Annotated in this window: 22 protein-coding genes and 1 riboswitch; of the genes, 10 read left to right on the forward strand and 12 right to left on the reverse strand. The window is 59.9% G+C overall.

Features of this window, described 5'->3' with window-relative positions; all coding sequences use genetic code 11:
* Positions 1-6: 6 nt before the first annotated feature.
* From AC4IHP_RS03680 to AC4IHP_RS03695, 4 genes are read right to left on the reverse strand one after another with little or no spacing between them, the layout of a single operon-like run.
* Positions 7-732 (reverse strand): urea amidolyase associated protein UAAP1, encoded by a 726-nt coding sequence (locus AC4IHP_RS03680; protein WP_490830899.1) that lies wholly within the window; start codon positions 730-732, stop codon positions 7-9.
* Positions 733-745: 13 nt separating this feature from the next.
* On the reverse strand, positions 746-1,534 hold the full coding sequence (locus AC4IHP_RS03685; RefSeq protein ID WP_490830900.1) for an ABC transporter ATP-binding protein: 789 nt from the start codon (positions 1,532-1,534) through the stop codon (positions 746-748).
* The gene (locus AC4IHP_RS03690) at positions 1,531-2,346 is read right to left on the reverse strand and encodes an ABC transporter permease (protein ID WP_490830901.1); all 816 of its coding nucleotides are present in this window, start codon (positions 2,344-2,346) and stop codon (positions 1,531-1,533) included. Before AC4IHP_RS03690 ends, AC4IHP_RS03685 begins: the two co-directional genes overlap by 4 nt.
* 18 nt (positions 2,347-2,364) lie before the next feature.
* Positions 2,365-3,432, reverse strand: coding sequence for a putative urea ABC transporter substrate-binding protein (locus AC4IHP_RS03695; protein WP_490830902.1), 1,068 nt, complete (start codon positions 3,430-3,432; stop codon positions 2,365-2,367).
* Between the two features lie 63 nt (positions 3,433-3,495).
* Positions 3,496-3,596: riboswitch (guanidine-I (ykkC/yxkD leader) on the reverse strand.
* A 349-nt stretch (positions 3,597-3,945) separates the two neighbouring features.
* Here AC4IHP_RS03695 and AC4IHP_RS03700 point away from each other — a divergent pair.
* The 4 genes from AC4IHP_RS03700 (at position 3,946) to AC4IHP_RS03715 (ending at position 12,180) form a co-directional block, all read left to right on the forward strand.
* On the forward strand, positions 3,946-4,350 hold the full coding sequence (locus AC4IHP_RS03700; protein WP_039760873.1) for a hypothetical protein: 405 nt from the start codon (positions 3,946-3,948) through the stop codon (positions 4,348-4,350).
* A gap of 195 nt (positions 4,351-4,545) precedes the next feature.
* Complete coding sequence (locus tag AC4IHP_RS03705; RefSeq protein WP_490830903.1) at positions 4,546-5,790, forward strand: glycosyltransferase family 4 protein; 1,245 nt, start codon at positions 4,546-4,548, stop codon at positions 5,788-5,790.
* A gap of 1 nt (position 5,791) precedes the next feature.
* The gene (locus AC4IHP_RS03710) at positions 5,792-6,646 is read left to right on the forward strand and encodes a hypothetical protein (protein WP_490830904.1); all 855 of its coding nucleotides are present in this window, start codon (positions 5,792-5,794) and stop codon (positions 6,644-6,646) included.
* 2 nt (positions 6,647-6,648) lie between these two features.
* Entirely contained in the window at positions 6,649-12,180 is a 5,532-nt protein-coding gene (locus tag AC4IHP_RS03715) for a calcium-binding protein (RefSeq protein ID WP_490830905.1), read from the forward strand.
* Positions 12,181-12,248: 68 nt separating this feature from the next.
* Here AC4IHP_RS03715 and dspII read toward each other — a convergent pair whose 3' ends face one another.
* Positions 12,249-13,361, reverse strand: coding sequence for an enoyl-CoA hydratase/isomerase DspII (gene dspII / locus AC4IHP_RS03720; protein ID WP_460124887.1), 1,113 nt, complete (start codon positions 13,359-13,361; stop codon positions 12,249-12,251).
* Between the two features lie 132 nt (positions 13,362-13,493).
* Here dspII and ung point away from each other — a divergent pair, with 132 nt between their 5' ends.
* On the forward strand, positions 13,494-14,186 hold the full coding sequence (ung, locus tag AC4IHP_RS03725; protein WP_460124890.1) for a uracil-DNA glycosylase: 693 nt from the start codon (positions 13,494-13,496) through the stop codon (positions 14,184-14,186).
* Between the two features lie 119 nt (positions 14,187-14,305).
* Here ung and AC4IHP_RS03730 read toward each other — a convergent pair whose 3' ends face one another.
* The 4 genes from AC4IHP_RS03730 to AC4IHP_RS03745 are packed head-to-tail and all read right to left on the reverse strand — an operon-like array spanning position 14,306 to position 18,340.
* Positions 14,306-15,340, reverse strand: a complete 1,035-nt coding sequence (locus tag AC4IHP_RS03730) for an AbrB family transcriptional regulator (RefSeq protein WP_460124893.1) — start codon at positions 15,338-15,340, stop codon at positions 14,306-14,308.
* Positions 15,333-16,847, reverse strand: coding sequence for a tripartite tricarboxylate transporter permease (locus AC4IHP_RS03735; protein WP_016771277.1), 1,515 nt, complete (start codon positions 16,845-16,847; stop codon positions 15,333-15,335). Before AC4IHP_RS03735 ends, AC4IHP_RS03730 begins: the two co-directional genes overlap by 8 nt.
* A 1-nt stretch (position 16,848) precedes the next feature.
* Positions 16,849-17,307: a tripartite tricarboxylate transporter TctB family protein gene (locus AC4IHP_RS03740; protein WP_415763400.1), complete on the reverse strand. Its 459-nt coding sequence runs from the start codon at positions 17,305-17,307 to the stop codon at positions 16,849-16,851.
* Positions 17,308-17,362: 55 nt separating this feature from the next.
* Entirely contained in the window at positions 17,363-18,340 is a 978-nt protein-coding gene (locus tag AC4IHP_RS03745) for a Bug family tripartite tricarboxylate transporter substrate binding protein (protein WP_129998891.1), read from the reverse strand.
* A gap of 444 nt (positions 18,341-18,784) precedes the next feature.
* Here AC4IHP_RS03745 and AC4IHP_RS03750 point away from each other — a divergent pair, with 444 nt between their 5' ends.
* Entirely contained in the window at positions 18,785-19,456 is a 672-nt protein-coding gene (locus AC4IHP_RS03750) for a response regulator (RefSeq protein WP_034153139.1), read from the forward strand.
* Positions 19,449-20,834: a sensor histidine kinase gene (locus AC4IHP_RS03755; protein ID WP_460124901.1), complete on the forward strand. Its 1,386-nt coding sequence runs from the start codon at positions 19,449-19,451 to the stop codon at positions 20,832-20,834. The genes AC4IHP_RS03750 and AC4IHP_RS03755 overlap by 8 nt, the downstream gene beginning before the upstream one ends.
* 99 nt (positions 20,835-20,933) lie before the next feature.
* Here the strand turns inward: AC4IHP_RS03755 and AC4IHP_RS03760 are convergent, their stop codons facing one another.
* Both AC4IHP_RS03760 and ygfZ read right to left on the reverse strand, forming a co-directional pair.
* Positions 20,934-21,755 (reverse strand): HDOD domain-containing protein, encoded by an 822-nt coding sequence (locus AC4IHP_RS03760; RefSeq protein ID WP_460124904.1) that lies wholly within the window; start codon positions 21,753-21,755, stop codon positions 20,934-20,936.
* A 34-nt stretch (positions 21,756-21,789) separates the two neighbouring features.
* Complete coding sequence (ygfZ, locus tag AC4IHP_RS03765) at positions 21,790-22,731, reverse strand: CAF17-like 4Fe-4S cluster assembly/insertion protein YgfZ (protein WP_490830906.1); 942 nt, start codon at positions 22,729-22,731, stop codon at positions 21,790-21,792.
* Between the two features lie 150 nt (positions 22,732-22,881).
* Here ygfZ and AC4IHP_RS03770 point away from each other — a divergent pair, with 150 nt between their 5' ends.
* Positions 22,882-23,136: an FAD assembly factor SdhE gene (locus AC4IHP_RS03770; protein ID WP_007911418.1), complete on the forward strand. Its 255-nt coding sequence runs from the start codon at positions 22,882-22,884 to the stop codon at positions 23,134-23,136.
* Positions 23,120-23,572 carry a protein YgfX gene (locus tag AC4IHP_RS03775; protein ID WP_490830907.1) on the forward strand — a complete coding sequence of 151 codons (453 nt, stop codon included), beginning with the start codon at positions 23,120-23,122 and terminating at the stop codon, positions 23,570-23,572. Before AC4IHP_RS03770 ends, AC4IHP_RS03775 begins: the two co-directional genes overlap by 17 nt.
* Here the strand turns inward: AC4IHP_RS03775 and nadB are convergent.
* On the reverse strand, positions 23,541-25,157 hold the full coding sequence (nadB, locus tag AC4IHP_RS03780) for an L-aspartate oxidase (protein ID WP_490830908.1): 1,617 nt from the start codon (positions 25,155-25,157) through the stop codon (positions 23,541-23,543). The two genes, AC4IHP_RS03775 and nadB, sit on opposite strands and share 32 nt — an antisense overlap.
* A gap of 557 nt (positions 25,158-25,714) precedes the next feature.
* On the opposite strand from nadB, the gene rpoE reads away from it, so the two are divergent.
* The gene (rpoE, locus tag AC4IHP_RS03785; protein ID WP_003172477.1) at positions 25,715-26,296 is read left to right on the forward strand and encodes an RNA polymerase sigma factor RpoE/AlgU; all 582 of its coding nucleotides are present in this window, start codon (positions 25,715-25,717) and stop codon (positions 26,294-26,296) included.
* Positions 26,297-26,317 lie beyond the last annotated feature (21 nt).

Below are 26,317 nucleotides of genomic sequence, written 5' to 3' on the forward strand. Positions count from 1 at the left end.
CGATCCTCAGGCGAACAAACGGTCGGTGTTGATGAAGCCGCGCTCGTTTTCCGGGCGCGAAGTGCGGCAGTGTTCGGCGACGCTGGCGTCGGCGTTCATCCAGCTCAGCTTCAAGGGTTTCGGGGCGTATTCGGGTGACGGGTCCATCGGATGTTGCAGGGCGGTGAGCACCACCAGGGTGTCCATCGGCGCATACAACTCGATGTAGTCACCGGCCTTCGAGTTGCCTTCGACGAAGTGGAAACGCCCGGCCTCATCGACGTTCACGCGACTGAACAGATTCAGGGTCATCAGCAGATCGGACAGGCCCAGGCCCCACTTGCCGAGTTCCACCAGCAGGTTGTCGGTGCCATTGCGAAAGAAGCCGTTGCGCAGTTCCTGGTAGCGGCCCTGACCGTACTTTTCGGCGACTTCCTGTGCGCAAAGCACACCGCCGAGGCTGTCGCTCCAACCGCAGGTGTCGGCGGTGATCGCGGCGAGTACGCGGCCCATGTCCGAGTACAGGCAGTGGCCGGCGGTGAGCTTGGCAGTGTGCTGGCATTTGAGGCTGTCGGGCAGGTTCAGCCGCTCGGTTTTTTCGTTGGCATTGAGCAAGGTCAGGCTGACATTGGCACCGCCGCGCAAGTCGGTCATGCGCAGTAGTTGGCCGCGCTTGAGCACGAAGGAGCGGTGGCCGCCGCCCGGCAGCAGTTCTTCAGCGAAGGGTGGGAAGAGTTGGTTTGAATCAGTCATTGGAGCAGTCCTCTCAAGCAGTGCGAAGGGTGCCCGCCAGCGGCAGCGGCAGGGCCTCGACGGCGGCGCGCTGGGCGCGGCGGTCGCTGTTCAACGGGATGTCGTAGGTGATGCGTGCGCCATAGGCGCCGGGGGCGTGCGGGTCGAGGCGCACCTTGTCGAACACCAGCAGACGCGTGCCAAGGCTGAAACCTTCGGACAGGTCGTGAGTGACCATGAACACCGTCAGTTGCGTCTCGCGCCACAGCTCCAGCAGCAGCGCGTGCATGTCTTTGCGAATACCCGGATCGAGCGCGCCGAACGGCTCGTCGAGCAACAACACGCGTGGCTTCATGATCAGCGCCTGGGCGATAGCCAAGCGTTGCTGCATGCCGCCGGACAGCTGCGCCGGGTATTTGTCCAGCGCATGGCCGAGGCCGACTTTTGTCAGCAGCGCAGCAGCCTGCTCGCGCGCCTCGCGTTTGGCGCCGCCAAACAGCCGGCCAAGCAAGGGCGCGCGCGGCAATTCGAGACCGAGAGCGACGTTGTCGAGCACGCTCAGGTGCGGGAACACCGAGTAGCGTTGAAAGACCACGCCACGGCTGGCATCCGGCTCGCTGGCCAAGGGCTGGCCGTCGAGCAGAATCTCCCCGCGACTGGCGGTTTCCTGGCCGAGCAGCAGGCGCAGGAAGGTCGATTTGCCGCAACCGGAGGCGCCGACCAGCGTGCAGAACTCGCCTTCGTTGACGCTCAGGTTCAAGCCTTCCAGCACCACTTGATCGGCGTATTGCTGCCAGACGTTTTTTACTGTGATGAAGCTCATTTCGCCGCCCCCTCGTACCAAGGGAAGGCGCGCTGGGTCAGCTGTTTCAAGCCCCAGTCCATCAGCCAGGCGAGCAGGGTGATCCACACCACGTAGGGCAGGATCACATCCATGGCCAGGTAGCGCCGCACCAGAAAGATCCGGTAGCCGAGGCCATCGGTGGAGGCGATCGCTTCGGCGGCAATCAGGAACAGCCACGCCGAACCGAGCATCAAACGCAGCGAGATCAGCAAGCGTGGCAACAGCTGCGGCAAGACCACGCGCAGCATCAGCGTCCAGGTCGAGGCGCCGAGGGTCTGCGCCTTGATCAGCAGTTCGACCGGAATGTCGCGGGCACGCTGTTCCAGATCGCGGGCCAGCGCCGGGGTGATGCCGATAACAATCAGCATGACTTTCGTCAACTCGCCCAGACCGAAGACGATGAACAGAATCGGCAGGATCGCCAGCGGCGGCACCATCGATAGCACCGTCAGCAGCGGCGACAACGGCGCGCCGAAGAGCGGCAGGGTGCCCGCCGCGATACCGAGGCAAAGACCCGCCAGCGCCGCGATGCCGAGGCCGATGGCCAAGCGCCGCAGACTCGACGCGGTGTCTTGCCACAACAGGTACTCACCGGTGCGGCTGTCGGCGTTGAAGGCCAGGCGTTTTACCGCGTCGCTCATCTGCACGGCACTGGGCAGTAGTTTGTCGTTGGGGTTGTCCGTCAGGCGCTCGGCCGAGCCTGTGAAGTAGGCGAACAGCACCAGCGCGAACGGCAGGATCACCAGCAACAGGCGACTCGGGCGATCGGGGTGGCGATTGATCAGGCGCATGGCCAAATCCTCCGTGGCTTACAGCTTGGCGTCGGCGGCCATCTGCACGTAGGTCGGATCGAAACGCAGCTTGAGGTTGGCGGTGTCGCCGCTGGTCACGCCGTTGGCGAACGACATGCCGACCGCGCTCGGATCCTTCGCGCCTTCGCCGAGCAGGCCATGCTCGAAGGAGAATTCGGCGACCTTGCGCATGGTGTCCGGCAGTTGTTTGCTGGTGGCGAAATTCAGCGCTTCGCTCGGCGTGGCGAACAGTTTTGTGGTGTCCAGTTGCGCCTGGAAGCCGGCGAGATCAGTACCCGAGGCCTTGGCCATATGTTCCAGTGCGGCTTTGCTCGCGGCGGTTTTCGCGTTCATCAAGGCGACGACTTCGAACCACGCCCCGGTCAGCGCTTTGCCCAGTGCCGGGTTGTCTTTGAGGGTGGCGCTGTTGACCACCATCATGTCCATGATCTCGCCGGGGACCTGGCTGGAATTGAACACTTCGGTGACGCCGGGTTTGGCCTTGATATCCGAGAGCATCGGGTTCCAGGTGGTCACTGCTTTGACTTCATCAGTGTTGAAGGCAGCAGAAATATCGGCGTCGGAGGTGTTGACCACTTTCAGGTCTTTCTCGGTCAGGTCCACCGAATCCAGCGCGCGAGCCAGCAGGTAGTGAGAGACCGACAGCTCGACCAGATTGACGTCCATGCCTTTCAGATCGGCGACTTTTTTACCTTCGCCTTTGAGCACAATGCCGTCGTTGCCGTTGGAGAAATCGCTGACGATCAGCGCGGTGCTGTCGACGCCGCCGGCAGCAGGAATGGTCAGCGCATCCATGTTGGTCATGGTGCAGCCGTCGAACTGGCCGGCGGTGTACTGGTTGATCGATTCGACGTAGTCGTTGAGCTGCACGACGTCGATCTTGATCCCGTATTTCTTCGCCCATTTGTCGACGATGCCCTGGCTGCCGGCGTATTCCCATGGCATCCAGCCGGCGTAGATCGTCCAGCACACGCTGAAGTGGTCTTTCTGGGCAGCGGAAGATTGCGTGCTGATGAGCGCGGCGAACGCGGCGGCGAGCAAGGCGGGGAAACGTAGTCGGATCATTGCGGATTCTCCAGTTGATCGAGGGCGGACAGGAAGGCAACGCGGCACCGCGAACGGTGGCTTGTCTCCCGGGCTTTTGTCCCGCCGTGTAACCTCAACTGGAGGTCGCCAACTCTCGGACCAGCCACTCGCGATTGCGAGCCGGAACCCTAGTCAGCCATTGCAAATTGTGGTGCCGCGAACCTGTGATGACTCCTGCACGGGTTTGCTAAAGCGAGAGACGTGCCAAGTCGGGGCGAGGCCTCTGGCGCGGGGATCTGCTGGAGAGTCGAGGTGGGCGTGGTGATCGATAGCGCATCTTGGTGGTGCGCGGTTGCACCGTCATGCAGCGCTTTTACGGTTCACTGGTCGCTGATTTGCAGATGAACGAGATTTCATGATCACTTGTTTCAACTTGTTGCAGGAACGCACCAGATTCCGAAACCGCTGTCTGATTCTTCGACAGTCACTCAATTGATGACGGTCGCCTGCCAGCGTCGCTGGTGTGGCCAACCCGCGGTCCAGGAGGCCGCCATGTATCGCCGAATCGTACTGCTTGCCGTGATGCTTTTTTCCCTTGGCGGATGCGTTCCTTATTCCTATGGAGACAGCTACTACAGGTCAGAGGTCTACACATCACCCGCACCGGCCTATTACAGCGGTGGCGGCTCCTATTACCGCAGCGGCGGCACCTATTACACCCAGCCGCGCTACTACCAGCCAGCGCCGCGTTACTACCAGCAACCGCGTTATTACCAGGCGCCCCGGCACTATCAACCGGCCCCGCGTTACTATGAAAGCCGTCGCTGGCACGGCAATGATCGCGGACGCTGGGACGGCCACCGTCGCGGCGGCTGGGACAACGACCACCGGGGTCGCGGCAACTATGACCGCCATAGCGGTCGCCGTGACTACAACGGCCGTGGCAATCGCTGGTAAATCACTGCAACGAACAAGCGGCGCATCAAGCGCCGCTTTTTTTGCCCGGCCAAAAGTGGTTACGTTTGCCATCTCCTAAGACATTCCCGGAAGCGTCCTACAGTTTCATTTCGTCGCATTTGTTAGCGTTCGTGGATGCCGAACGAGGCGAGAAATTCTCAGCTTCATAGCGGCGAAAAATGGACGTTCAGCGCTATGAAGCTTCTGGTTATTCATCAAAATTGTCCCGGTCAGTTCCGTCATGTGGTGCTGGCGGCGCTGGATCGCGGTGATGAGGTTGTCGCGATAGGCCGGGACACGGCGCCGGGTGTCGTCGGGGTGAACACCCATCGATATCGAGCGATCAGCCGAGCGCCCGGCAATATTCACCCCTATCTGATCCGCTACGAACAAGCGGTCATTGACGGGCAGAAGGTTTTTGAAATTCTGAGCAGGCTGAACCGATCGGGTTATCGGCCGGACGTAATTCTGGCTCATCCCGGATGGGGAGAAACGCTGTTCGTCAAGGACGTCTATCCGGATACGCCGCTGATTCACTATTGCGAGTATTACTATCGAGCGCAGGGCGCCGACTGCGGGTTCGACCCTGAATTCCGCCGAGCCACGAGGGAGTCGTCACGGCTGCGAGTGCTCAACTCGCTGCATCTGTTGAATCTTCAACAATGTGATATCGCAATCGCGCCTACGCAGTGGCAGCGCAGCCTGTTTCCGGGCGCTTACCGGTCGGCGATTCGGGTCATTCACGAAGGTGTGATTCAACGTGCTGACCTGGCGAAAGTGGGAGCAGTCAGATTGCCCAATGGAATCGAGCTGAGCGCCGGACAGCCGATCGTTACCTATGTCGCCAGGAACCTTGAGCCTTATCGCGGCTTTCACAGTTTCATGCGAGCGATCCCGCTTATTCAGGCTGAGTGCCCCGATGCGCAGATCATCGTGGTTGGCGGTGATGGTGTCAGTTATGGGAGTAAGCCGGTCGGGTATCCAGATTGGCGCAGCAGGATGGAGGCGGAGGTCAGCTTCGATCACTCCAGCGTACATTTCACAGGGAAACTTCCCTACCAGACTTATCGAGCGGTTCTGCAGTGTTCGAAAGTTCATGTCTATTTGACGTATCCGTTTGTCTTGTCGTGGTCGTTACTGGAGGCGATGGCGTCTGGTTGTGTGGTTGTTGCGTCGGATACGGCTCCGGTAAGGGAAGTCATTGTCGAGGGGGCTAATGGCATATTGGTGGATTTCTTTGACCATCAAGGAATTGCCAGAAGTGTAAGCAAGGTTTTGAAATCGTCTGGCGAGTACGAATTTCTTGCCAGGGCTGCGAAGTTAACGGCAGGTCGGTTCAGTGTGAAAGCCGGGGTGACCCAGTACTTTGAGATTTTTGAAAGGGCAATGTCCGGGCATGGCGACATACCAACCGTTCCGCAGTTTGAGCGGGAGGTTTGAAATGTCCAGGAAGTCGCGTAAGCAGGCGATCAAGTGGTTTAAAAGGTTATTGAAGTATGGTCTGTTTGTTTATGTCTGTTATTGCGTAGCTGAATTTTATATCCGCAAAGAGCAATCCGCCGAGTCGGCGGCTATTCACCAGGCAGACGAGAAAGCTTGTCAGAACAAGCTGGCGAGCATGAAGCAAGTGCCGATATTAGGCGGCGCCTATGTGGATAAGACGCTGGTCCCTGAGTTTTACGTTGGCATGCCTGAGATGGTGAACAAGAAAGCGTGTCTGGCGATTGCTCTGAAGGGGCTTTTCTGGTGGACCGGGACGGGGCTGCACCGGTACCAGGATCAGCGCACAGAGTCGATCCCCAAAAGTTGGCGGCTCTATAAATTGAACGCCGGACTTTTTACCAGAAAAGAAACCACCGAACCCCATGAGCGGGGTTATCGGCACGTCAACTGGCCGGATGAGTTGATTGTGAAACTAAAGAATTATCCGGGGCTGGAAGTTTGGCTTAACGCTCCGCCACCGCACTTCAAAAATGTGTCATCCGTACGAAATTTTGTCATTGCAGGTTGGCCGCGGCGAGACGGAACCCCTCGGCTGATCAAGTGTGACGGCTTGATTCGCCCGGCTTCCGAAGAGCAACTGACTGACAAAAAGCTGGCAAGTTTTGGTAGGGCTGAATTGGAGAATCTGGATTTCGGCAAGCTGAATTTCTTCTGCATGGTCAATCTGGATAACTTCGACTTCGCTGGAGGGCACGGTAGTGTAGGTCTTGGTCTGTCGTCATTACGCGAAGCACCTGAGATGCTCAAGTATCTCAGTGATTATCTTTCACGCTCTGTGATTACAAGGAAGTAACAATGAGTTATGTTTTCAGCGATATGGAAAAATCGGAAATTTTCAATGCGGCCAATAGTTGCAAAGGAATGACGTTAAATTCTGAGGGTGTGGAGTACATTGCATTGGAATTAGCAGGGGCAAGCTGCGCCCCCCTGTACCAAAAGCTATTCGACATTATTGGTGAAAAAGTTTCTGACGTTGCAGCTGCCGATAAAGAGGCTGGAAAAGTACTAAAAAACGCCAGACTCTGGCTTGCCGTGGCCATTGATGCCAACGGTGGAAACGGTGCCTACTCGGCCCTGATTCGTGGTTACACCTCGCGGCAAGGTGAACTCAGATTGAACAGGATCTTCAGCGAAGACCTGATGCAGCTTTCATCCAACCAGGTTGCCGTCAATTTCATCAATACCCTGATCAACGGATCTCTTGCCGGTCAATTGGCGCCGTGGACGGTTCCGTCAATCAGCCAGATCGCTGAAATCGACGCCAGCGCGATTGGCGAGGCACTGTTCAAGGAGGTTTGCGGGGAAGACGATACCGCCGTGAAACGCAATGCCGGTTGGTCTGGAACAGTCGGATTCAGCCTGCTGGGCGGTAAACCTCCCTATGAAACGTGGAGACTGATCTCTGCGGGCGACCCGGATGCGGAAGATGACGGCCCACCGACTCAGGCAAAAGCCAACCGGCTCGACGACTATAAAAACATTCTCTTCGCCATCGATTCCTACAGTGTCGGCCTGCGAGCGGCGATCAGCAATTTCGGCATCAATCCACTGCAAAGTCTGCTCTCGGTCGTACCCGAGCAAATCAACATTGCGCTGGCCAGTGGCAGTGTGAGTCCGCTGATTCAGCATGTAGTCAAAGGCACGCCTGTTGCCGCCGTGGTCGAGCTGATCTTGCGCTACGGCCAGAACGAATTTCTCGACATGTTCACGCGCACTTACGCTGGCGATTCTGCTGCCACACCCACCACTAACGAAACCTTCGTCAGCAACGCTTACGCATTCTTCTCGGCATTCTCCCCAGAGCAGTCACAAAGCATCGTCACCCGGACAATAGGCGAGTTCGGCAATGCCAATGCATGGGCAAAACTGGCAGGCGAGGCGACGCCGCTCGGTCTGGCGTTGCGCAACTCTTTGCAGCAACTCAGTGAAGTCGTCATAGAACGAGCCGATGGATATCCCGACCGCAACCTCGAGCTTTACGATCCGCACACTGGTGAAGGCTTTATCAGCGCACAGTGGCTGGCGGATCGTGCGCAGATGCTGGCGCGGTTGATTGCCCGAACCCAGGGCTCGTTCGCAGAGCATTCGCTGCAGAAGTATTCCTACTCCGACCTCGCATCAGGCAAACAGGCGCCGATGACCACCGGAGTGCTGAACCCGCTGGCCATGTTCGGTGACGACGGCGGGCGATCTTTCGCCGGTGGCGCAAATGCCGATCATCTGTATGGCGGCGAGGGCAATGACTCCATCGATGGGATGGCCGGTCACGATGTCATTGAAGGTGGTCGCGGCAATGACTCGCTTACCGGAGGCGACGGCAATGATGCGCTGTACGGAATGGCCGGTGATGATGTTCTGATCGGAGGAAAGGGTAACGATTCCTTGATCGGGGGCGAAGGCAACGACCGTTATGAATTCGCCAGCGGCGATGGCCTCGACGAGATTCTTGATGCCAACGCCGATGGGCAACTGTGGATCAACGGCGCGCCGATTCCCCAACTCAAACGCCGCGCGCCTCTGAGCAATATCTGGTCTACCGAGGATCGGTCCATCACCCTGACGCTTGTTGAACACACCCTCAACATCAAATATGGCCAGAGCGATCTGGTGGTCATCAAGAACTTTCAGCCCGGGATGCTTGGCATCCGCCTCCCTGAATATGAGGGGCAGCCGCTCACTGCTGCGGATTTGACGCTTCAGGGCGACTGGAAAGCGAAAGACGCCGATCCCACTGTCCCCGGTGATCAGCCCTCCTTTGATGAGCTGGGCAACGTGGTGCTGCTGCCCAAGGTCAAACAGCGCAACAAGGCCGACGTACTTTACGGTTCCGCCGCAGACGACGTCATTCTTGGCATGGGCGGTTCTGATCGATTGTTCGGCAAGGCTGGAGACGATCGGTTATTCGGCGACAAGCAGACGACAATCGAAAAGGCCATGGCCGACGGTGACGCCAAAGGCAAGGCAAATCGCGGAGACTGGCTCGACGGCGGACAAGGTGACGATTTGCTTATCGGTACGGCATCGCGAGACGTTCTGCTCGGTGGCAATGACCGGGATATCTTGATCGGCGGTGCTGGTGACGATGTCTTGTCAGGAGACGAAACCACCGGTGCGCTGGAACAAGGTTGGTCGGTCAAGCGCGCTGCCGTCACGATTGCTCGCGGTGTGACCAGTCACCGAGCGGTCTATTCAAAGGCCTCGATAAACAGTGCGCCCGAGGGCGGTAGTGACGTGCTGTATGGGCAGGGCGGCAAGGACATTATCAACGGCGGCTGGGGTGAGGACCTGCTTGACGGCGGCGCTGACGACGATTTTCTCAAAGGCGATCAAGGTAACGACACCCTGGCCGGTGGCAGCGGCGACGACGTGATACTTGGTGACAACCTCGATTGGGGCGGTGGCCTGCCCAGCAGACACCATGGCAACGATGTGCTGGACGGCGGCACTGGTGATGATTCACTCGCCGGTAACGGTGGCAGCGACGCTTTGTATGGCGGCCCTGGCAACGACATTTTGCAGGGTGATGACGGCGTACTGGACGGCGTCGAAGGCGATGCCGCGCATTTTTTTGGCGATGATCTGCTGGACGGTGGCCTCGGCGATGACACGCTCCGGGGCGGCGGTGGCGATGACTTGCTCTTCGGCGGCGAAGGCCATGACGATCTGATTGGCGATAGCTCTGAGCATCCGGTTCGCTATCACGGTAACGACTTCCTTGATGGCGGTGCGGGGGATGACACCCTGCGAGGCATGGGTGGCGCGGATACGCTGTTGGGGGGTGCAGGCGCTGATTTCCTGGATGGCGACGTATCTGACCTGCAACCGGGCGGAAGCAACAATGACGTGCTACAGGGCGGTGAAGGAAACGATACGCTACAGGGTGGCTTCGGTGCCGACACACTGTACGGCGGCGCGGGTGACGACATATTGGCCGGCGATTACGAAAACAGCGCTGAGGCCGAGCAGAATGCCGATTATCTGGACGGTGGCTCAGGTAACGACACGTTGCTCGGTGGCGTCGGCAACGACACATTGCTGGGTGGAGAGGGAACGGACTACCTGCGCGGCGATTCCGGTGACAACGTGTTTGATGGCGGTCCCGGTGCTGACGTGCTGGATGGCATGGATGGCGCCGACATCTACTATTTCGGCGCTGGCGACGGCCTGGATATCGTCACCGATGCCGGCGGCCGCAACATCATCAGGTTCGGTGCAGGGTTTTCCGCGCAAAGCCTGAAGGCCGACGTCATCGAAGTTACCGTCGGCACGGTGTTGCGACTGGCCAATGGCACGGGCGACGCGATACTCATAAAGAATCACGAGAAGTGGAAGGACTCCACATTCAGTTTCAGCGACGGCGGGGTACTGGATTACGCAGATGTCCTGCGCAAAACTCTGCCACTGATAGAGATGCCCGAGTCGCCCGTACCAGAACGTGTCACCGCCCCGGCAACCCCTGAAAGCAAAGTTGAGGATCCGGTTAAACCAGACGAGGTAACCGCTGCGGCGCAAGGCCCGTTGGCATCTGTTCAAGCGCACGACTGGACCGGTGAATTCCTCGCGCAAATCAAGTCAAAGCGCTCCGCCCGCAGACACGCCACAGGTTTTACCTTGAATGAGCAAGGCGTCTGGGTTCGCAGTCATATCACTACCACCGACACCGGTTACACCACTCACACCGAGCTGAGCGAGGACAGCGTCGGAGCGGGAGCACTGTTTGAAACGCCGCCATGGATGAAGGCGGATGCAGGGCAAGCCGTGTTCAGTGAAAGGCAGTCGAACACCACAACCCGTGTCGAACACAAACAGGTGAAAGCCCAGGGAGCGATAGCCTCCTCAGGCTTGGCGCCTCGCTATTATCGATCCGGCTCGGCCAACGGGTTTTCATTCAATACGAGCGATGTATTGGTTGAAGACCGAAAGGAATCCGGCGCGCTTGAAGGCTGGTACGTCTATCCGGCGGCAAGCTTCAGTTCGGGCGCAACAGTGCCCAAGGCGTTTCGCTGGGATGTCACAACTGAAACGATCAAACGCAAAATCGTCCATGGCAATGATGCCGGCGGGCGAGTCAACGTTGAAGTGGAAAACGTTTTCCACGGCGGCGCGGGAGACGATCTGATCGTCGCTTATGCAGGCTCCCCACTTGACTACGGTACTGTCGGTGACAGAACGCCGGGCGCGTTTTTATCCGCAGGTGCGGGTGACGATACCTTGCTGGGCTCCGAGGGCGCCGACTATCTGCTCAGCGGCTCGGGTGATGACTGGCTCTACGGCGAAGACGGCGCCGACACCTACATCGTGCAAGCGCATGCCGGAGCAACCACCACGATTGCGGACGTGCTGAATCCTGTTTTCCACCGAGCAGAAATTGGCGTAGCGGGTTGGAAAGATGAGTACGGATTGATTGATCAGGACACGGTCGTCCTTCCAGCAGGCGCGCGGCGCGATGCACTGCAATTGAGCTGGGGTGCTGCGCTGATAGAGACCACCCATGTCGAGCTGGAGCCCAACCCGGATCGCGGGGCTTACCGCAATCCGCCGAGAGCGAAAATGCTCCATTCGACGCTCGATATCCAATGGGGTGGGACGCAGAAAGTCCGCATCGTCTTGCCCCATAACGGTGAACTTGCGGGCGCAGGTATTGAGCTCGTAAAGTTCGCCGATGGGTCGGTCGCAAGTTTGAAGCAGCTCCTGGAATCGAGTCAGTTGGGACCTGCGCCCGAGACTTTTCGTACGGGTGTCATCGTCAACCATCCCATCCGTTCAACTTCCTCGCGAGACGGACGAGCGCTGCCAATCGTAGGCGGTCGTGGCAACGACACCATAAGCGGCGCGGGGGAGATCCGAGGCATGCACGGCGACGACGTGCTCATGGGCGGCCCCGGTGATGATCTGCTGCTGGGTGGGCCAGGCAATGACACGCTGGCGGGCGGGGATGGAAATGATCTCTACCGATACGAGGGCCTCGGCAGAGACGTGATCATCAACAACGGAGGCGGCCTGGACGGGATCGATTTTTCCGAGCGCATGCTGACGATCGACAACCTCAAGTTTCATCGTGAGCGCGATGATCTGGTGATCGTGGTCGATTACGGCATGGCACCGAAAATCAGGGTTTCCAGGCATTTTGCCGCAGGCAAAAACGCTATCGGCTTCATAAGAGTCAGCGAAGGAACAACCACTCAAGACTACAGCGCGACGCAAATTGCCGAACGTCTGCACCCGCTTCCGCCACTGAGGGATGTCGAGGATATTTTGATAAAGGGCGACGATGAAGCGCAGCGGGCGATGATGGAAATAATCGAGTTCTACGAACTGAATGTCTGAGTAACAAGACGACCGATTGAGCCGGCCCGCGATGGAAATCCTGTTGCCATCGCGGGCCACGCGTCACCTCAATACTGGGTCAGATCCGCCAAGGGATGCCGCCCCTCCCAGACTTTATGAAAGTGCGCCTCGACCACCGCATCCGGCACGTTATTGATATCCGGCCAGTGCCAGTGCGGCTTCTGATCCTTGTCGATCAAACGCGCGCGCACGCCTTCGCTGAATTCCGGGTGGCGGCAGCAATTGAGGCTCAGGGTGTATTCCATCTGGAATACTTCGGCCAGCGACATGTGCCGCGCGCGGCTGATCTGTTCCCAGACCAGATGCGCGGTCAGCGGCGAGCCCTCGGTCATGGTTTTCGCCGCACGGGCAATCAACGGATCGCTGCTGTCGCGGTGCAGGCTGATGGCTTTCCACGCACAGGTGACGTCGCTGACGTCGAGCAATTCGTCGATCTGCTGGCGACGCGGCAGCCACTGCGCTTCGGGCATTTGTTCAAGAGCCTCCTGCTGCAGGGCCTTGAGCAAGCTGTTGAGCTGCATCGCGGTCTGTTCCTGCCAGTTCAATTGCATCAGGCCTTCGATCAATTGCGGTTGCTGTTCGTCGAGCAGGAAACGGTCGGCCAGATCCAGATCCAGCGCATCCCGGCCGTTGATGTGCGCGCCGGTCAGGCCGAGAAACAAGCCAAGCTTGCCCGGCAATCGGGCGAGAAACCAACTGGCGCCGACGTCCGGATACAGTCCAATAGTGATTTCCGGCATCGCCAGACGGCTACTCGGCGTGACGATCCGCGTGCTCGCGCCCTGCAACAGGCCCATGCCGCCGCCAAGCACGTAACCGTGACCCCAGCAGATCAGCGGTTTCGGATAGGTATGCAGACTGTAATCGAGGCGATATTCCGCGCTGAAAAATTGCGCGGCCAACGGCGGCACTTCGCCGGGGTGAGCGCGGCAGGCTTCGACCAGGCTGCGCACCTCGCCACCGGCGCAGAAGGCTTTGCCGCCGTTGCCGCGTAGCAGTACGCAGACGATTTGCGGGTCATTGGCCCAGGCGTTCAATTTGTCGCTGAGCGCATTGATCATCGGTAGGGAGAGTGCGTTCAGCGATTTTTCGGCATCCAGGCTGGCGATGCCGATGCGGGCGCCGTCGGTGCCGGTGAGTTCTTCGAAGTGCAGATTCATCGTGACCTCGATCAGGAATTTGAGCGATCAGTATGATCGCTGTGGGGGAAAGTGCCGGATCTGCGTCAGATCAATTGACAAGCGTGGTCGGCTTTCCTAGGGTTCGCCCCATTGTTTTTGCCGGAAATGACCATGACTGCTGACGACCGTATCAAACTCGAACCGAGCTGGAAGGAGGCACTGCGTGCTGAGTTCGACCAGCCTTACATGGCAGAGTTGCGCAGCTTTCTGCAGCAGGAGCGGGCGGCCGGCAAGGAGATCTATCCGCCGGGACCGATGATTTTCAATGCGCTGAATTCGACACCGCTGGACCAGGTGAAAGTGGTGATCCTCGGCCAGGACCCGTACCACGGTCCGGGCCAGGCCCACGGTTTGTGCTTCTCGGTGCAACCGGGCGTGCCGGCGCCGCCGTCGCTGGTCAACATCTATAAAGAGTTGAAACGCGACCTCAATATCGACATTCCCAACCACGGCTACCTGCAGAGCTGGGCCGAACAGGGCGTGCTGCTGCTCAACACCACCATGACCGTCGAGCGCGCCAACGCCAACGCGCACAAGGACAAGGGCTGGCAACACTTCACCGACCGCATCATTGAGGTGGTCAGCGAACGGCAGCCGCATCTGGTGTTCATGCTCTGGGGCGCCCATGCGCAGAGTAAGCAGAAACTGATAGACGCGACCAAGCACCTGGTGCTGACCTCGGTGCATCCGTCGCCGTTGTCGGCCTATCGCGGGTTTTTGGGCTGTGGGCATTTCAGCCGGACCAACAAGTTTCTCGAACAGAATGGCGAAACCCCGATCGACTGGCGCTTGCCACCGATTTGATGTGTCGACCGGGTTGGCTTCTTCGCGAGCAGGCTCGCTCCCACAGGAAATGTGTGCAAGCCACAAACCCCCTGTGGGAGCGAGCCTGCTCGCGAAAAGAGCAACTCGATCTCGCAGACTCAGGCGGGATGACGATTCCAATACCTGAACAACGGCTCTGCCAGAAACAGCACAAACAACAGCCGCATCACCTGCATCGCCGTCACCAGCGGCACCGACAATTGCAGGGTCTCCGCCGTCAGACTCATTTCGGCAATCCCGCCCGGCATCATGCCCAGGGTCAGCGAACGCAGATCCAGATGGGTCAGCGCACTCAAGCCCAGCGCCGCCAGCGACGCGATCAACATGGTCAGCGCCGTGCCGATCAACGTCCGGCCCATGAACGACGGCGCGCGGCGGAAGAACTGCCGATTGAAGTGACAGCCCAGACCGCTGCCGATCAGCCATTGGCCGATCTGACTGCCGCCATTGGGCAAACCGATGTGCAGATCCCAAGTAATGCTCACCGCCGCACTGACCAGCAACGGCCCGAACAACCATGGATTGGGTTGGCGCAAACGCTGCCAGATCCAGGCGAGCAGGGCGCCCGCCGGAAACAGAATCGCCAGCCAGCGCCAATCGACACTGCCGGCGTGAGAAATCGGCGTGCCGTCACCGAGCAGATACTTGAACGCCGCCGGCACGCACAACACCACCACCAACACCCGCAAGCTCTGCCCGGCCGCGACATGGCTTAGCAGTGCACCGTTGCGCGCGCCGAGGTTGACCATCTCCCCGGAACCACCGGGCATGCTCGAGAAAAATGCCGTGGCACGGTCCTCGCCGGTGCGGCGCATCAGCCACACGCCGACTACCGCCGACAGACTGGTGACCAATGCACCGAAGAAGATCAAACCGAAATGACTGAGCACCTGTTCCATCACCAGCGGGGTGAAGTGCAGGCCGATACCGATGCCGACGATCCACTGGCCGCATTTGCGCCCGCCAGGGATTTCCGCCAGTTGCCACGGCGTCAGGCAGCGCACCAGGATGATCGCCAGCAACGAGCCGACCATCCACGGTAGCGGCCAGCCGATCTGGCTGGCGATGAAACCGCCAAGCAGACCGACCAGCGGGGTACCCCACCAGGCTTTGAGGGACAAGCGATCAGACATCGGCGATGACGCGCCGTGCCGCCGAACGTTTGCGCCAGATGCGAATCAGCGGCATCAGCAGCATGATCGCGGTGAGGATCCAGCAACCGAAGGTGATCGGACTCGACCAGAGAATCTCCAGCGCGCCATTGGAGATCGACAGGGCGCGGCGCAGGTTCTGCTCCATCAGGCCACCGAGGATGAAGCCCAGCAGCAGCGGCGACAGCGGGAAATCCAGCTTGCGCAGGATGTAACCGAAGATGCCGATACCGATCATCAGGAACAGATCGAAGGTGGTGGCGTGCACAGCGTAAACGCCAATCCCGGTGATGATCGCGATGATCGGCACCAGCGCCCAGTTCGGCACGGCGAGGATGCGGGTGAATACGCGGATCATTGGGATGTTGAGGATCACCAGCATGACGTTGGCGATGAACAACGATGCGATCAGGCCCCAGACGATGTCCGGTTGCTGTTGGAACAGCAGCGGGCCCGGGGTGATGTTGTACAGCGACAGCGCGCCGATCATCACTGCGGTGGTGCCCGAACCCGGCACGCCGAGGGTCAGCATCGGTACCAGTGCCCCGCACGCCGCGCCGCCGATAGCGGTTTCCGGCGCGGCCAGACCACGGGGATCGCCTTCACCGAATTTGCCGCTGGTGCCGGCGATACGCTTCTCGGTCATGTAGGCCACGGCACTGGCGAGCGTTGCGCCGGCACCCGGCAGCACGCCCATGATGAACCCGAGCACGCCGCAGCGGACGTTGACGACGAACACCGACGCCGCTTCCTTGAAGTTGAACATCATCCGGCCGGTGGCTTTCACCGCTTCCTGGCCGTGGTGGGTTTTTTCCAGCAGCAGAAGGATTTCACTGATGGAAAACAGACCCAGCACCAGCACGACGAACTGGATGCCGTCGGTCAGATGAATGTTGTCGCCGGTGAAACGGTACACGCCGCTGTTGGCATCGATGCCGACGGTGGAAAGGAACAGACCGATCAGCGCGGCAATAAAGGTCTTCAGCGGTCGATCACCGGCCATGCCGCCGAGACAGACAATCGCGAACACCATCAACACGAAGTACTCCGCCGGTCCGAACGCAATTGCCCATTTCGCCAGCAACGGCGCAAACAGCACCATGCCGCAAGTTGCAATGAACGCGCCGATGAACGAACTCCACGCCGACAGCGACAGTGCCACACCGGCCATACCTTTGCGGGCCATCGGGTAGCCGTCGAGGGTGGTCATGACGGTGGAAGCTTCGCCTGGAATGTTCAGCAGGATCGAGCTGATTCGCCCGCCGTATTCGCAGCCGAGATAGACGGCTGCCAGCAGGATCAGCGCCGACTCCGGCGGCAGACCGAGTGCGAACGCGATCGGGATCAGCAGCGCTACGCCGTTGATCGGGCCCAGGCCCGGCAGCAGGCCGACGACGGTGCCGATCAGGGTGCCGCACAGTGCGGTCACCAGGTTGTACGGGCTCAGCGCGACGCCGAAGCCCTGACCCAAATAGCCAAGGGTATCCATATCAGTTCTCCAGGACGCTGAGCAGGCCGAGGGGCAGCGGAACATCCATCAAGCGATCGAACAGCAGATAGAGACCAACCGCCATCAGGCTGATGATCACCACGCTCGGCAGCCAGCGACCGCCGTAGAGACGGGCCATCGGTACGCCGGTAAGAATGCTGGCAACGATGAAACCCAGTGGTTCGAAGGTGCCGGCGAACACCAGCAACAGCGCGACGCAGATAGCGATCTTGGTCAGGGTTTCGCGATCCAGCGGCGGCTCGTCTTCACTGTGTTTGATCGGTGCCGGACGAAACACCATGTACAGCAGCGCCAGGCCCATCAGGCCGAGCATCAGCAGCGGGAAGGCGCGCGGGCCGACCGGTTCGTAGGAAAAGGCCGCTTGGTACGGCCACGCCATCAGTGCCAGGCCGGCACACACCAGCAGCAACACCGAGGCGAAAATGCGTTGAATTAGCATGGGAGCTCCTGTGCTGCGTCCCCGCGTAGGAGACGCAGCCACTAGACAGAGACGATCACTGGATCAGGCCGAACTCTTTGGCCAGCACTTTGTAGTCGGCGACCTGCTTCTTCACGTAGGTGTCCAGTTCCGGGCCGGTCATGGCGAACGGGAACAGCTCACGCTGATCACGCAGCTTGGCGAACTCGTCGGAAGCCAGCAGTTTGTCGAACGCATCTTTCCACCAGGCGTAGTCTTCGTCGCTGACTTTTGGCCCGAGGTAGAAGCCACGCACCACCGGCCAGACGATGTCATAGCCTTGCTCGCGAGCGGTCGGGATGTCCTTCATTTCCGGCTCGTCGAGACGCTTGTCGGCGAACACTGCGAGAAGGCGCATGTCACCGCTCTGGATGTGCGGCATGGAGTCGGAGATGTCGGTACTGCCGACCTGAATGTGACCACCGAGCAGGGCCGTGGCGATTTCACCGCCGCCTTCGAGTGCCACGTAACGCAGCTCGCGCGGGTTGATCCCGGCGGCTTTGGCGATCAGTGCGGTCTGCATCCAGTCCTGGCTGCCGACGGTGCCGCCGGAGCCGATGACTACCGAGCCTGGATCTTTCTTCAGGGCTTGAACGAGATCGTCGAGAGTCTTGTAGGGCGAATCGCTTTTCACTGCGATGGCGCCGTAGCTGGTGCCAACCGCCGCGAGCCAGCGCACGTTGGTTTCATCGAAGCGCCCGAACTTGCCCTGGGCCAGGTTCAAGAGCGAACCGCTCGACCACGCGACCAGCGTGCCGGCGTCCGCCGGACGTTGCGCGACCACCGCGTTGTACGCCACCGCGCCGACACCGCCGGGCATGTAGGTCACGCGCATCGGCTTGCTCAGCAGCTTCTGGTTGACCAGTGCGCTCTGCACCAGTTTGCAGGTCAGGTCGAAACCGCCGCCGGGGGAGGCCGGGGCGATGCATTCCGGACGTTTCGGCTCGGCCATGAGTTGGCCGGCAAACAGCATCGCGCCAGCGGCGAGAGCAACTTTACGCAGTGATACGTTCATTTGAGTCTCCAGAGGAGTTGTTGTTATGGATGGACTGAATGACCAGAGAGCAGCGCGAAAGCTTAGCGGCAGGCGCAGTTTTTTCGCGGCGCGAGCGCAACGACTGAAACAACGGAGGGGAAACAGGACTGCGGTGAGAAACCGACGGTGCAAGGATGGAATCGAGCAAGGCGAGCAGGCATTACAGCCTCGGTGCGCATGGACGGCATGCTGGGGTACTCCGTTATTGTTCTTATGAGTCGAAAACGCTTCGTGGCGTTTTTCGTTGCGCTGTGTGGCGGCAGCGGCGACAGTCGAAACTGTCCGTGGGCCGACTCTAACCGGCTAACCTTTCAACAACCTTTCAGTTGTCTTTCACGGTTTTCGGGCTTCACAGCGGCGGTTGCGGCTGTAAACTCCGCGGCAAAGCGCGGCGTCGGCCAACCCTGAACGAGGTACAAATCCATGCGTGTCCTGCTCGTCGAAGACCATTTGCAACTGGCCGAAAGCGTGGCTCAGGCGCTCAAGAGCACCGGTCTGACCGTGGATGTGTTGCACGATGGCGTGGCCGCTGACCTGGCCTTGGGCAGCGAGGAATACGCCGTGGCGATCCTCGATGTCGGCCTGCCGCGCATGGACGGTTTCGAGGTGCTGGCGCGGCTGCGTGCGCGGGGCAAGAACCTGCCGGTGTTGATGCTGACCGCGCGCAGTGACGTGAAAGATCGCGTGCATGGGCTCAATCTCGGTGCTGACGATTACCTGGCCAAACCGTTCGAACTCACCGAGCTGGAGGCGCGGGTCAAAGCCCTGTTGCGCCGCAGTGTCCTGGGCGGCGAGCGTCAGCAGCGCTGTGGCGTGCTGGCTTACGACCTCGATACGCGGCGCTTCACCCTCGGCGAAGAACTGTTGACCCTGACTTCGCGCGAGCAAGCCGTTCTCGAAGCGTTGATCGCGCGACCGGGGCGGGTGATGAGCAAAGAGCAACTGGCCGCGCAGGTGTTCGGCCTCGACGAAGAAGCCAGCCCCGACGCCATCGAAATCTACGTGCACCGCTTGCGCAAGAAACTCGACGGTCAGCCCGTGGCCATTGTGACCTTCCGTGGCCTCGGCTATCTGCTGGAAAGCCGTGATGCATAAGCCCAGCAGCCTGCGCTGGCGCTTGCTGTGGAACCTCGGATGGTTGTTGGTGGTGCTGATGCTCGCCAGTGGCTTGAGCGCTTACTGGAACGGTCGCGAAGCTGCCGATACCGCCTATGACCGCACGCTGCTGGCCTCGGCACGGACTATCGCGGCGGGATTGTCGCAGCGCGATGGCAGCCTCAGCGCCGACGTGCCTTACGTGGCGCTGGACACTTTCGCCTACGACAGCGCCGGGCGCATCTATTACCAGGTCAACGACATTCATCAGACGTTGATTTCCGGCTACGAAAATCTGCCCGGACCGCCGCCCGGCACGCCACGCACCGACAGCTATCCGGCGCTGGCACGTTTTTATAACGCGAAGTACAACGGCCAGAACGTACGCGTGGTCAGCCTGCTCAAAGCCGTGAGTGAGCCGAACATGAACGGCATGGCGGAAATCCGCGTGGCCGAAACCGACGAAGCGCGGGTCAGCATGGCGCGTAGCCTTGCCGCCGATACCTTGTTGCGTCTGGGCATGCTGGCCGTGGGCGCGTTGTTGCTGGTGTGGTTTGCAGTCAGCGCGGCGTTGCGCCCGCTGGAGCGGTTAAGAACCGCTGTTGAGGAACGCCAGCCCGACGATTTGCGGCCACTGCCACTGGTGGAAGTGCAGCATGAACTCGGGCCATTGGTTCGTGCACTCAACCATTTCACCGAGCGCCTGCGCGGCCAGTTCGAACGGCAAGCGCAGTTCATCGCCGATGCCGCTCACGAATTGCGCACGCCGTTGGCGGCGCTGAAGGCGCGGCTGGAGCTGGGCCTGCGTTCAACCGAGGCCGAGACCTGGCGCTCCACCCTCGAATCGTCGGCACAAAGTACCGATCGCCTGACCCATCTGGCCAATCAACTGCTGTCGCTGGCCCGCGTTGAAAACGGTGCGCGGGCGATCGCCGAGGGCGGCGCGCAATTGCTCGATCTGAGCCAATTGGCGCGGGAGCTGGGCATGGCCATGGCGCCGTTGGCGCACAAACGTGGTGTGGCGCTGGCGCTGGAAGCCGATGAGCCAGTGTGGCTGCGTGGCGAACCGACGTTGCTCAATGAACTGCTGAGCAATCTGGTCGACAACGCGCTGGCGCATACGCCGCCGGGCGGCAACGTGATTTTGCGCGTGACGGCCCCGGCGGTGCTTGAGGTTGAGGACGACGGGCCGGGGATTCCGCTGCACGAGCGTGATCGGGTCTTCGAGCGATTTTACCGGCGTAATCAGCAGGTCGCCGGTTCAGGCCTGGGGTTGGCGATTGTCGGTGAGATCTGCCGCGCGCATCTGGCGCAGATCACTTTGCATGATGGTGAGCAGGCGGGATTGAAGGTGCGGGTCAGTTTTATTGCCGGGTGATGGTGGTGTCCTCTTCGCCAGCAGGCTCGCTCCCACTGCAGCGATGCATTTTCAATGTGGGAGCGAGCGTGCTTGCGAAAGCCGCGCCTCGGTCCCGGGTCAGTAGAACATCGACCGCGATTCTTCCAGATCCGCGCAAAATTGCTTGTTCTCCGGGTCAATCCCCAGCTTTCTGAACGCCGGCACACTCAGCGGATCAATTCGCGCAAACGGATGATCGGTGCCCTTGCGGCAGTACAGGTTCGCGACTTGCACCACGTCCACGTAATCGATGCGGGCCGAGTCGCGTTTAAAATCCTCATAGAGCAACGGCAGTTGCACCAGGCGCTCGGGAAATTCCCAGACCCGCAGCAACTTTTCGCCCAGCACTGGATGAATTTTCTCGATCACATGGGTCAGGCTGACCGCATCCGAGAGCAGTTCATTGTGGTCTTCGGCGTAAGTCAGAATCGGCAACACGCCAATCTGATGCACCAGCCCGCCGAGTGCCGCCTGATCCGGTTTGAGCTGGGTGTGGCGACGACAGAGCGCATAGCTGACGCCGGCGATCTCCAGACTGCTGCGCCAGACTTCGCGCATCTTCTGTTCGACCACCTCGGAGCGGGCGTTGAAGATCTGCTCCATCACCAAACCGATCGCCAGGTTGCTGCTGTAGTTGATGCCCAAACGGGTAATGGCGGTGTGCAGGTCGGTGACTTCCTGCGCGGCGCGCAGCAGCGGGCTGTTGACCACTTTGATCAGGCGCGCCGACAGCGCGGCGTCGCGACCGATGAATTTGCTCAGATCGCTGACGCTGACTTCCGGATCTTCGGCGGCCTTGCGAATTTGCAGGGCCACCTCCGGCAACGTTGGCAGAACCAGGTCATCGTTATCGATGGCCGCAGCCAAATCCTCTTGGACCTTTTCCGCCAGTTCGCTCATTTGGACTCTCTAGGGTCTTGCAACAATGCTGCGATCAGCGCTGGATTTCGCGGTCGCGATCCAGTTCGTAAGGCAGGTCGAGCACGTGCAACGCGGGGCCTTCAAGGGCGCCCAGACGCAAATCACCGGCTTCGGCAGCTTCGGCCTGCAACACGGCCAGGAGTTCAATGTTTCCCTCGGCATTGGCAGCCAGCACCACTTCGCCGATCGAGCTGTTGTGGCTGGGTGCGAACAGTTGAGTGCCGGGCTCCGGCAACTCGGCCGCATCGAGACGCAAGCGGTACAGGCGCCGCTTGAGCTTGCCCAGGTACTGCATGCGCGCAACGATTTCCTGGCCGGTGTAGCAGCCTTTCTTGAAACTCACGCCGCCGACCGCCTGCAGATTGAGCATCTGCGGGATGAACAGCTCGCGGGTGGAAGGCATGACTTGACCGATACCGGCGCGGATCTGGCCCAGCAGCCATTGATTCAGCCCGCCCTCGGGCAGTGTGGTGGACAACTGGCTTTTGATGTTTTGCGCCTGAGCGGCGGGTACCCAGAGCTCGGCGCGATCGGGCGAAACGCGAATTGCGATCAGGCCTTCATTACGCACAACGCTGTCGGTTTCGCCAGGCAGTGCCAGACCGAAGCTGTTCAAGGCTGCGTCGCCATGTTCCAGACCGAAGCGCACCCAGGCGGCGCTTTCATCGGTCAGTTTCGATTTGGAGAACACTGCGTACTTTTTCAGGTCGGCCAGTTGCGGCTCGAGCAGCTCGCTGGCCATCGCCATCACCACGCCGTCTCCTTCGAGCAGAATACGGAAGCTCGACTGCATCCGGCCTTTCTGCGTGCAGCGGGCGCCGAGGCTGGCGCGGGTATCGCTCAGGTAATTGATATTGCAGGTCAACTGGCCTTGCAGGAATTTTCCGGCGTCCGCACCGCGAACCGCGAGTACGCCTTCATGAGACAGGGTGCAGAAAAAAGCAGAATCGGCCATGGGTCATCGCAGGGTAAATAGACTGGGGCACATCATAAGGGGGCAGGGTTGAAATGGGTAGTTGATAAAGGATCAGGGGTGGCCGACCAAAGCCGACTGTGCGGCCCGCGCCGGGGCTGTATACTGCCGGGCAAATTCGAGGAGGGCTCCATGGTCGAACAAGTTGAACTGAATCGCCTCTTTTGGCACAGCCGTCGCGGCATGCTTGAGCTTGACGTGTTGCTGGTGCCGTTCGTGCAGGAGGTTTACGCGACGTTGAATCAAGTGGATCGCGATCTGTACGTGCGTTTGCTGACCTGTGAGGATCAGGACATGTTCGGCTGGTTCATGGAGCGCAGCGAGTCGGAAGATCCCGAGTTGCAACGCATGGTCCGGATGATTCTGGATCGTGTCCAGCCCAAGTAACACGTTCGAATGCCGCTGGCATGCCTCACGGCAGTTGCTGGCGGCGTATCTGTTGGCCCAGGCATTCGCCACGGGTTCTTTAATTCTGCTGTCGATTCCGCTCTGGGCCAGTATGGCTGGGGTTTTCGGCTGTTTGTTGCATGGCTTCTGGGTGATTCCGCGGCAGATTCTGCTGAGTCATCCGAAAGCATTCTGCGGATTACGGCGCGACGGCGATGGTTGGCAGTTATGGAATCAGGCGCAAGGCTGGCAAGCGGTGCAACTGCGCCCGGACAGCCTGGCGCTGCCGCTGATCGTGGTGTTGCGCTTTCGTTTGCGCGGTGAGCGGCGGGTCAGGTCGATCTGCGTGCCACGTGACTCGCAGGCGGCGGATCTGCACCGACGCCTGCGAGTGCGGCTCAAGTTCAGCCGGCGTAGGTGGGCGGCACCAGAATAGTGTCGAGCGCTTCGGGCAGCAGATCCGGGTAGTCGAGGGTGTAATGCAGCCCGCGACTTTCCTTGCGCTCCATGGCTGAGCTGATCATCAGCTCGGCGACTTGCGCCAGGTTGCGCAGTTCGATCAGGTCGCGGCTGACTTTATAGTTGCTGTAAAACTCATCGATCTCGTCCAGCAGCAGACGCACGCGGTGCTGCGCCCGTTGCAGGCGCTTGTTGGTGCGCACGATGCCAACGTAGTCCCACATGAATCGGCGCAATTCGTCCCAGTTGTGCGCGATGATCACGTCTTCATCCGAGTCGGTGACCTGGCTGGCGTCCCAGGCGGGCAGGGCGCTTGGCGCCGCGACATGATCCAGCTGCGCGAGAATGTCCGCCGCCGCCGAGCGGGCATAAACGAAGCATTCCAAAAGCGAGTTGCTGGCCATGCGGTTGGCGCCGTGCAGACCGGTGAAACTGGTTTCGCCGATAGCATAGAGGCCGGGCACGTCGGTGCGCCCGTGCTGATCGACCATCACGCCGCCACAGGTGTAGTGCGCGGCGGGAACCACCGGGATCGGTTGCTTGGTGATGTCGATGCCGAAGCCCAGGCAGCGCTCATAAACAGTCGGGAAGTGGCTTTTGACGAACGATTCTGGCTTGTGACTGATGTCGAGATAAACGCAGTCGACACCCAGGCGCTTCATCTCATGGTCGATGGCCCGCGCGACGATGTCACGAGGCGCCAGCTCGGCGCGTTTGTCGAAGCGATACATGAAGCGCTCGCCATTGGGCAGCTTCAGATGCGCGCCTTCGCCACGCAGGGCTTCGGTGATCAGGAAGCTTTTGGCTTGCGGGTGATACAGGCAGGTCGGGTGGAACTGGTTGAATTCCAGATTCGCCACCCGGCAGCCGGAGCGCCAGGCCATGGCGATGCCGTCACCGCAGGCGCCGTCGGGGTTGCTGGTATAAAGGTAGACCTTGGCCGCGCCACCCGATGCCAGAATCACGAAACGTGCGCCGTAGGTATCGACTTCGCCTGTGGCGCGGTTCAGCACGTAAGCGCCCAGGCAGCGATCGCCTTCCATGCCCAAGCGGCGTTCGGTGATCAGATCGACGGCGACGCGCTGTTCCAGCAGTTCGATGTTCTCGCGCTCCTTGGCCTGGGCCAGTAAGGTTTTGAAGATCGCAGCGCCGGTGGCATCGGCTGCGTGGATGATCCGCCGATGGCTGTGGCCGCCTTCGCGGGTCAGGTGAAATTCGAAACCGCCGTCTTCGGTGCCGGATTGTTCGTCACGGGTAAACGGCACGCCCTGATCGATCAGCCACTGAATGGCTTCGCGGCTGTGCTCGACGGTGAAGCGCACCGCGTCTTCGTGGCAAAGACCGCCGCCAGCGTTGAGCGTGTCGTCGACGTGGGATTCGACAGTGTCGGTATCGTCGAGCACCGCAGCGACGCCACCCTGGGCCCAGAATGTCGAACCGTTGGCGAGATCGCCTTTGCTCAATACGGCAATGCGCAGATGACCGGGCAAGGTCAAAGCGAGAGTCAAACCGGCAGCACCGCTGCCAATCACCAGAACATCGTGTTGGAACTGTTGGCTCATTTCAGGATTCCGCTCAAAGCGACCCGGGTCGGGGTTGGCGCAAGACAGCTGGATCGGCGAGTCAAGACAGCCACACAGCCCACTAGTATATAGAGGGGTTGGGCGGCACAATAGCCGGGCCCAGATGGCATTGTGAGACTACTGCGCGGTAAAAAGCGCTGTGCTTCGTCGGAAGATTTTTTTTGCAGGTGTGGGAAAAGACACCTGTATCGGCGCTGAAACAGACTTTTCCGCCCACGGTTGCGCAATGTCAGGTGGGTACGGCTATAAATAATTGGAACTTTTGCCAAAGGGCCAAGATCAATAGACGGTGCCAGAAACCACGGACAGTGTCGGCTTCAGTGCGGAATCTGCGTTTGGATTCCTGCCGGCGAAACCGATAACAAGATTATTCGCGCAGCCGGTTTATCCCGCGCTGCGTTTTTCGTGCGTGCCAAATCAGAGCCCGCAGGAAACTTGCTTGGAGGGGGAGAACTTTTGCGAAAAGCCCGAGTCTATGTTTGCAAGTCTGGTCGTTTAGTAATGCAAGTCTCCTCCGGGCTTATCGAGGAGTGTTCATGCTAACCCAGGAAGAGGATCAGCAGCTGGTCGAACGCGTTCAGCGTGGCGACAAGCGAGCTTTCGATCTGCTGGTGCTGAAATATCAGCACAAAATTCTCGGGTTGATCGTGCGTTTTGTGCACGACACCCATGAAGCCCAGGACGTTGCTCAGGAAGCCTTTATCAAGGCGTATCGGGCACTTGGAAATTTCCGCGGTGACAGTGCGTTTTATACGTGGCTGTACCGTATTGCCATTAACACGGCAAAGAACTACCTGGTTTCCCGCGGCCGTCGGCCGCCGGATAGCGATGTAAGTTCAGAGGATGCGGAGTTCTACGATGGCGATCACGGCCTCAAGGATCTCGAATCACCGGAACGTGCATTGCTGCGGGATGAGATCGAAGGCACTGTCCATCGAACCATCCAGCAACTACCAGAGGATTTGCGTACGGCTTTAACTTTACGTGAATTCGATGGTCTGAGTTACGAGGACATTGCGAGCGTCATGCAATGTCCGGTGGGTACCGTGCGCTCCCGGATTTTCCGCGCTCGGGAGGCCATCGACAAAGCCCTGCAACCGTTGTTGCAGGAAAACTGAGACAGCGGCGACAGCCAAGAG

Source organism: Pseudomonas sp. UF-293 (assembly GCF_058245595.1).

Coding starts and splice junctions, on each gene's coding strand:
- AC4IHP_RS03710 (WP_490830904.1), top strand. CDS start 5,792: ATGTCCAGGAAGTCGCGTAAGCAGGCGATCAAGTGGTTTAAAAGGTTA.
- ung (WP_460124890.1), top strand. CDS start 13,494: ATGACTGCTGACGACCGTATCAAACTCGAACCGAGCTGGAAGGAGGCA.
- AC4IHP_RS03730 (WP_460124893.1), bottom strand. CDS start 15,340: ATGTCTGATCGCTTGTCCCTCAAAGCCTGGTGGGGTACCCCGCTGGTC.
- dspII (WP_460124887.1), bottom strand. CDS start 13,361: ATGAATCTGCACTTCGAAGAACTCACCGGCACCGACGGCGCCCGCATC.
- AC4IHP_RS03740 (WP_415763400.1), bottom strand. CDS start 17,307: ATGCTAATTCAACGCATTTTCGCCTCGGTGTTGCTGCTGGTGTGTGCC.
- AC4IHP_RS03680 (WP_490830899.1), bottom strand. CDS start 732: ATGACTGATTCAAACCAACTCTTCCCACCCTTCGCTGAAGAACTGCTG.
- rpoE (WP_003172477.1), top strand. CDS start 25,715: ATGCTAACCCAGGAAGAGGATCAGCAGCTGGTCGAACGCGTTCAGCGT.
- AC4IHP_RS03705 (WP_490830903.1), top strand. CDS start 4,546: ATGAAGCTTCTGGTTATTCATCAAAATTGTCCCGGTCAGTTCCGTCAT.
- ygfZ (WP_490830906.1), bottom strand. CDS start 22,731: ATGGCCGATTCTGCTTTTTTCTGCACCCTGTCTCATGAAGGCGTACTC.
- AC4IHP_RS03770 (WP_007911418.1), top strand. CDS start 22,882: ATGGTCGAACAAGTTGAACTGAATCGCCTCTTTTGGCACAGCCGTCGC.
- AC4IHP_RS03745 (WP_129998891.1), bottom strand. CDS start 18,340: ATGAACGTATCACTGCGTAAAGTTGCTCTCGCCGCTGGCGCGATGCTG.
- AC4IHP_RS03755 (WP_460124901.1), top strand. CDS start 19,449: ATGCATAAGCCCAGCAGCCTGCGCTGGCGCTTGCTGTGGAACCTCGGA.
- AC4IHP_RS03685 (WP_490830900.1), bottom strand. CDS start 1,534: ATGAGCTTCATCACAGTAAAAAACGTCTGGCAGCAATACGCCGATCAA.
- nadB (WP_490830908.1), bottom strand. CDS start 25,157: ATGAGCCAACAGTTCCAACACGATGTTCTGGTGATTGGCAGCGGTGCT.
- AC4IHP_RS03715 (WP_490830905.1), top strand. CDS start 6,649: ATGAGTTATGTTTTCAGCGATATGGAAAAATCGGAAATTTTCAATGCG.
- AC4IHP_RS03750 (WP_034153139.1), top strand. CDS start 18,785: ATGCGTGTCCTGCTCGTCGAAGACCATTTGCAACTGGCCGAAAGCGTG.
- AC4IHP_RS03690 (WP_490830901.1), bottom strand. CDS start 2,346: ATGCGCCTGATCAATCGCCACCCCGATCGCCCGAGTCGCCTGTTGCTG.
- AC4IHP_RS03760 (WP_460124904.1), bottom strand. CDS start 21,755: ATGAGCGAACTGGCGGAAAAGGTCCAAGAGGATTTGGCTGCGGCCATC.
- AC4IHP_RS03700 (WP_039760873.1), top strand. CDS start 3,946: ATGTATCGCCGAATCGTACTGCTTGCCGTGATGCTTTTTTCCCTTGGC.
- AC4IHP_RS03695 (WP_490830902.1), bottom strand. CDS start 3,432: ATGATCCGACTACGTTTCCCCGCCTTGCTCGCCGCCGCGTTCGCCGCG.
- AC4IHP_RS03735 (WP_016771277.1), bottom strand. CDS start 16,847: ATGGATACCCTTGGCTATTTGGGTCAGGGCTTCGGCGTCGCGCTGAGC.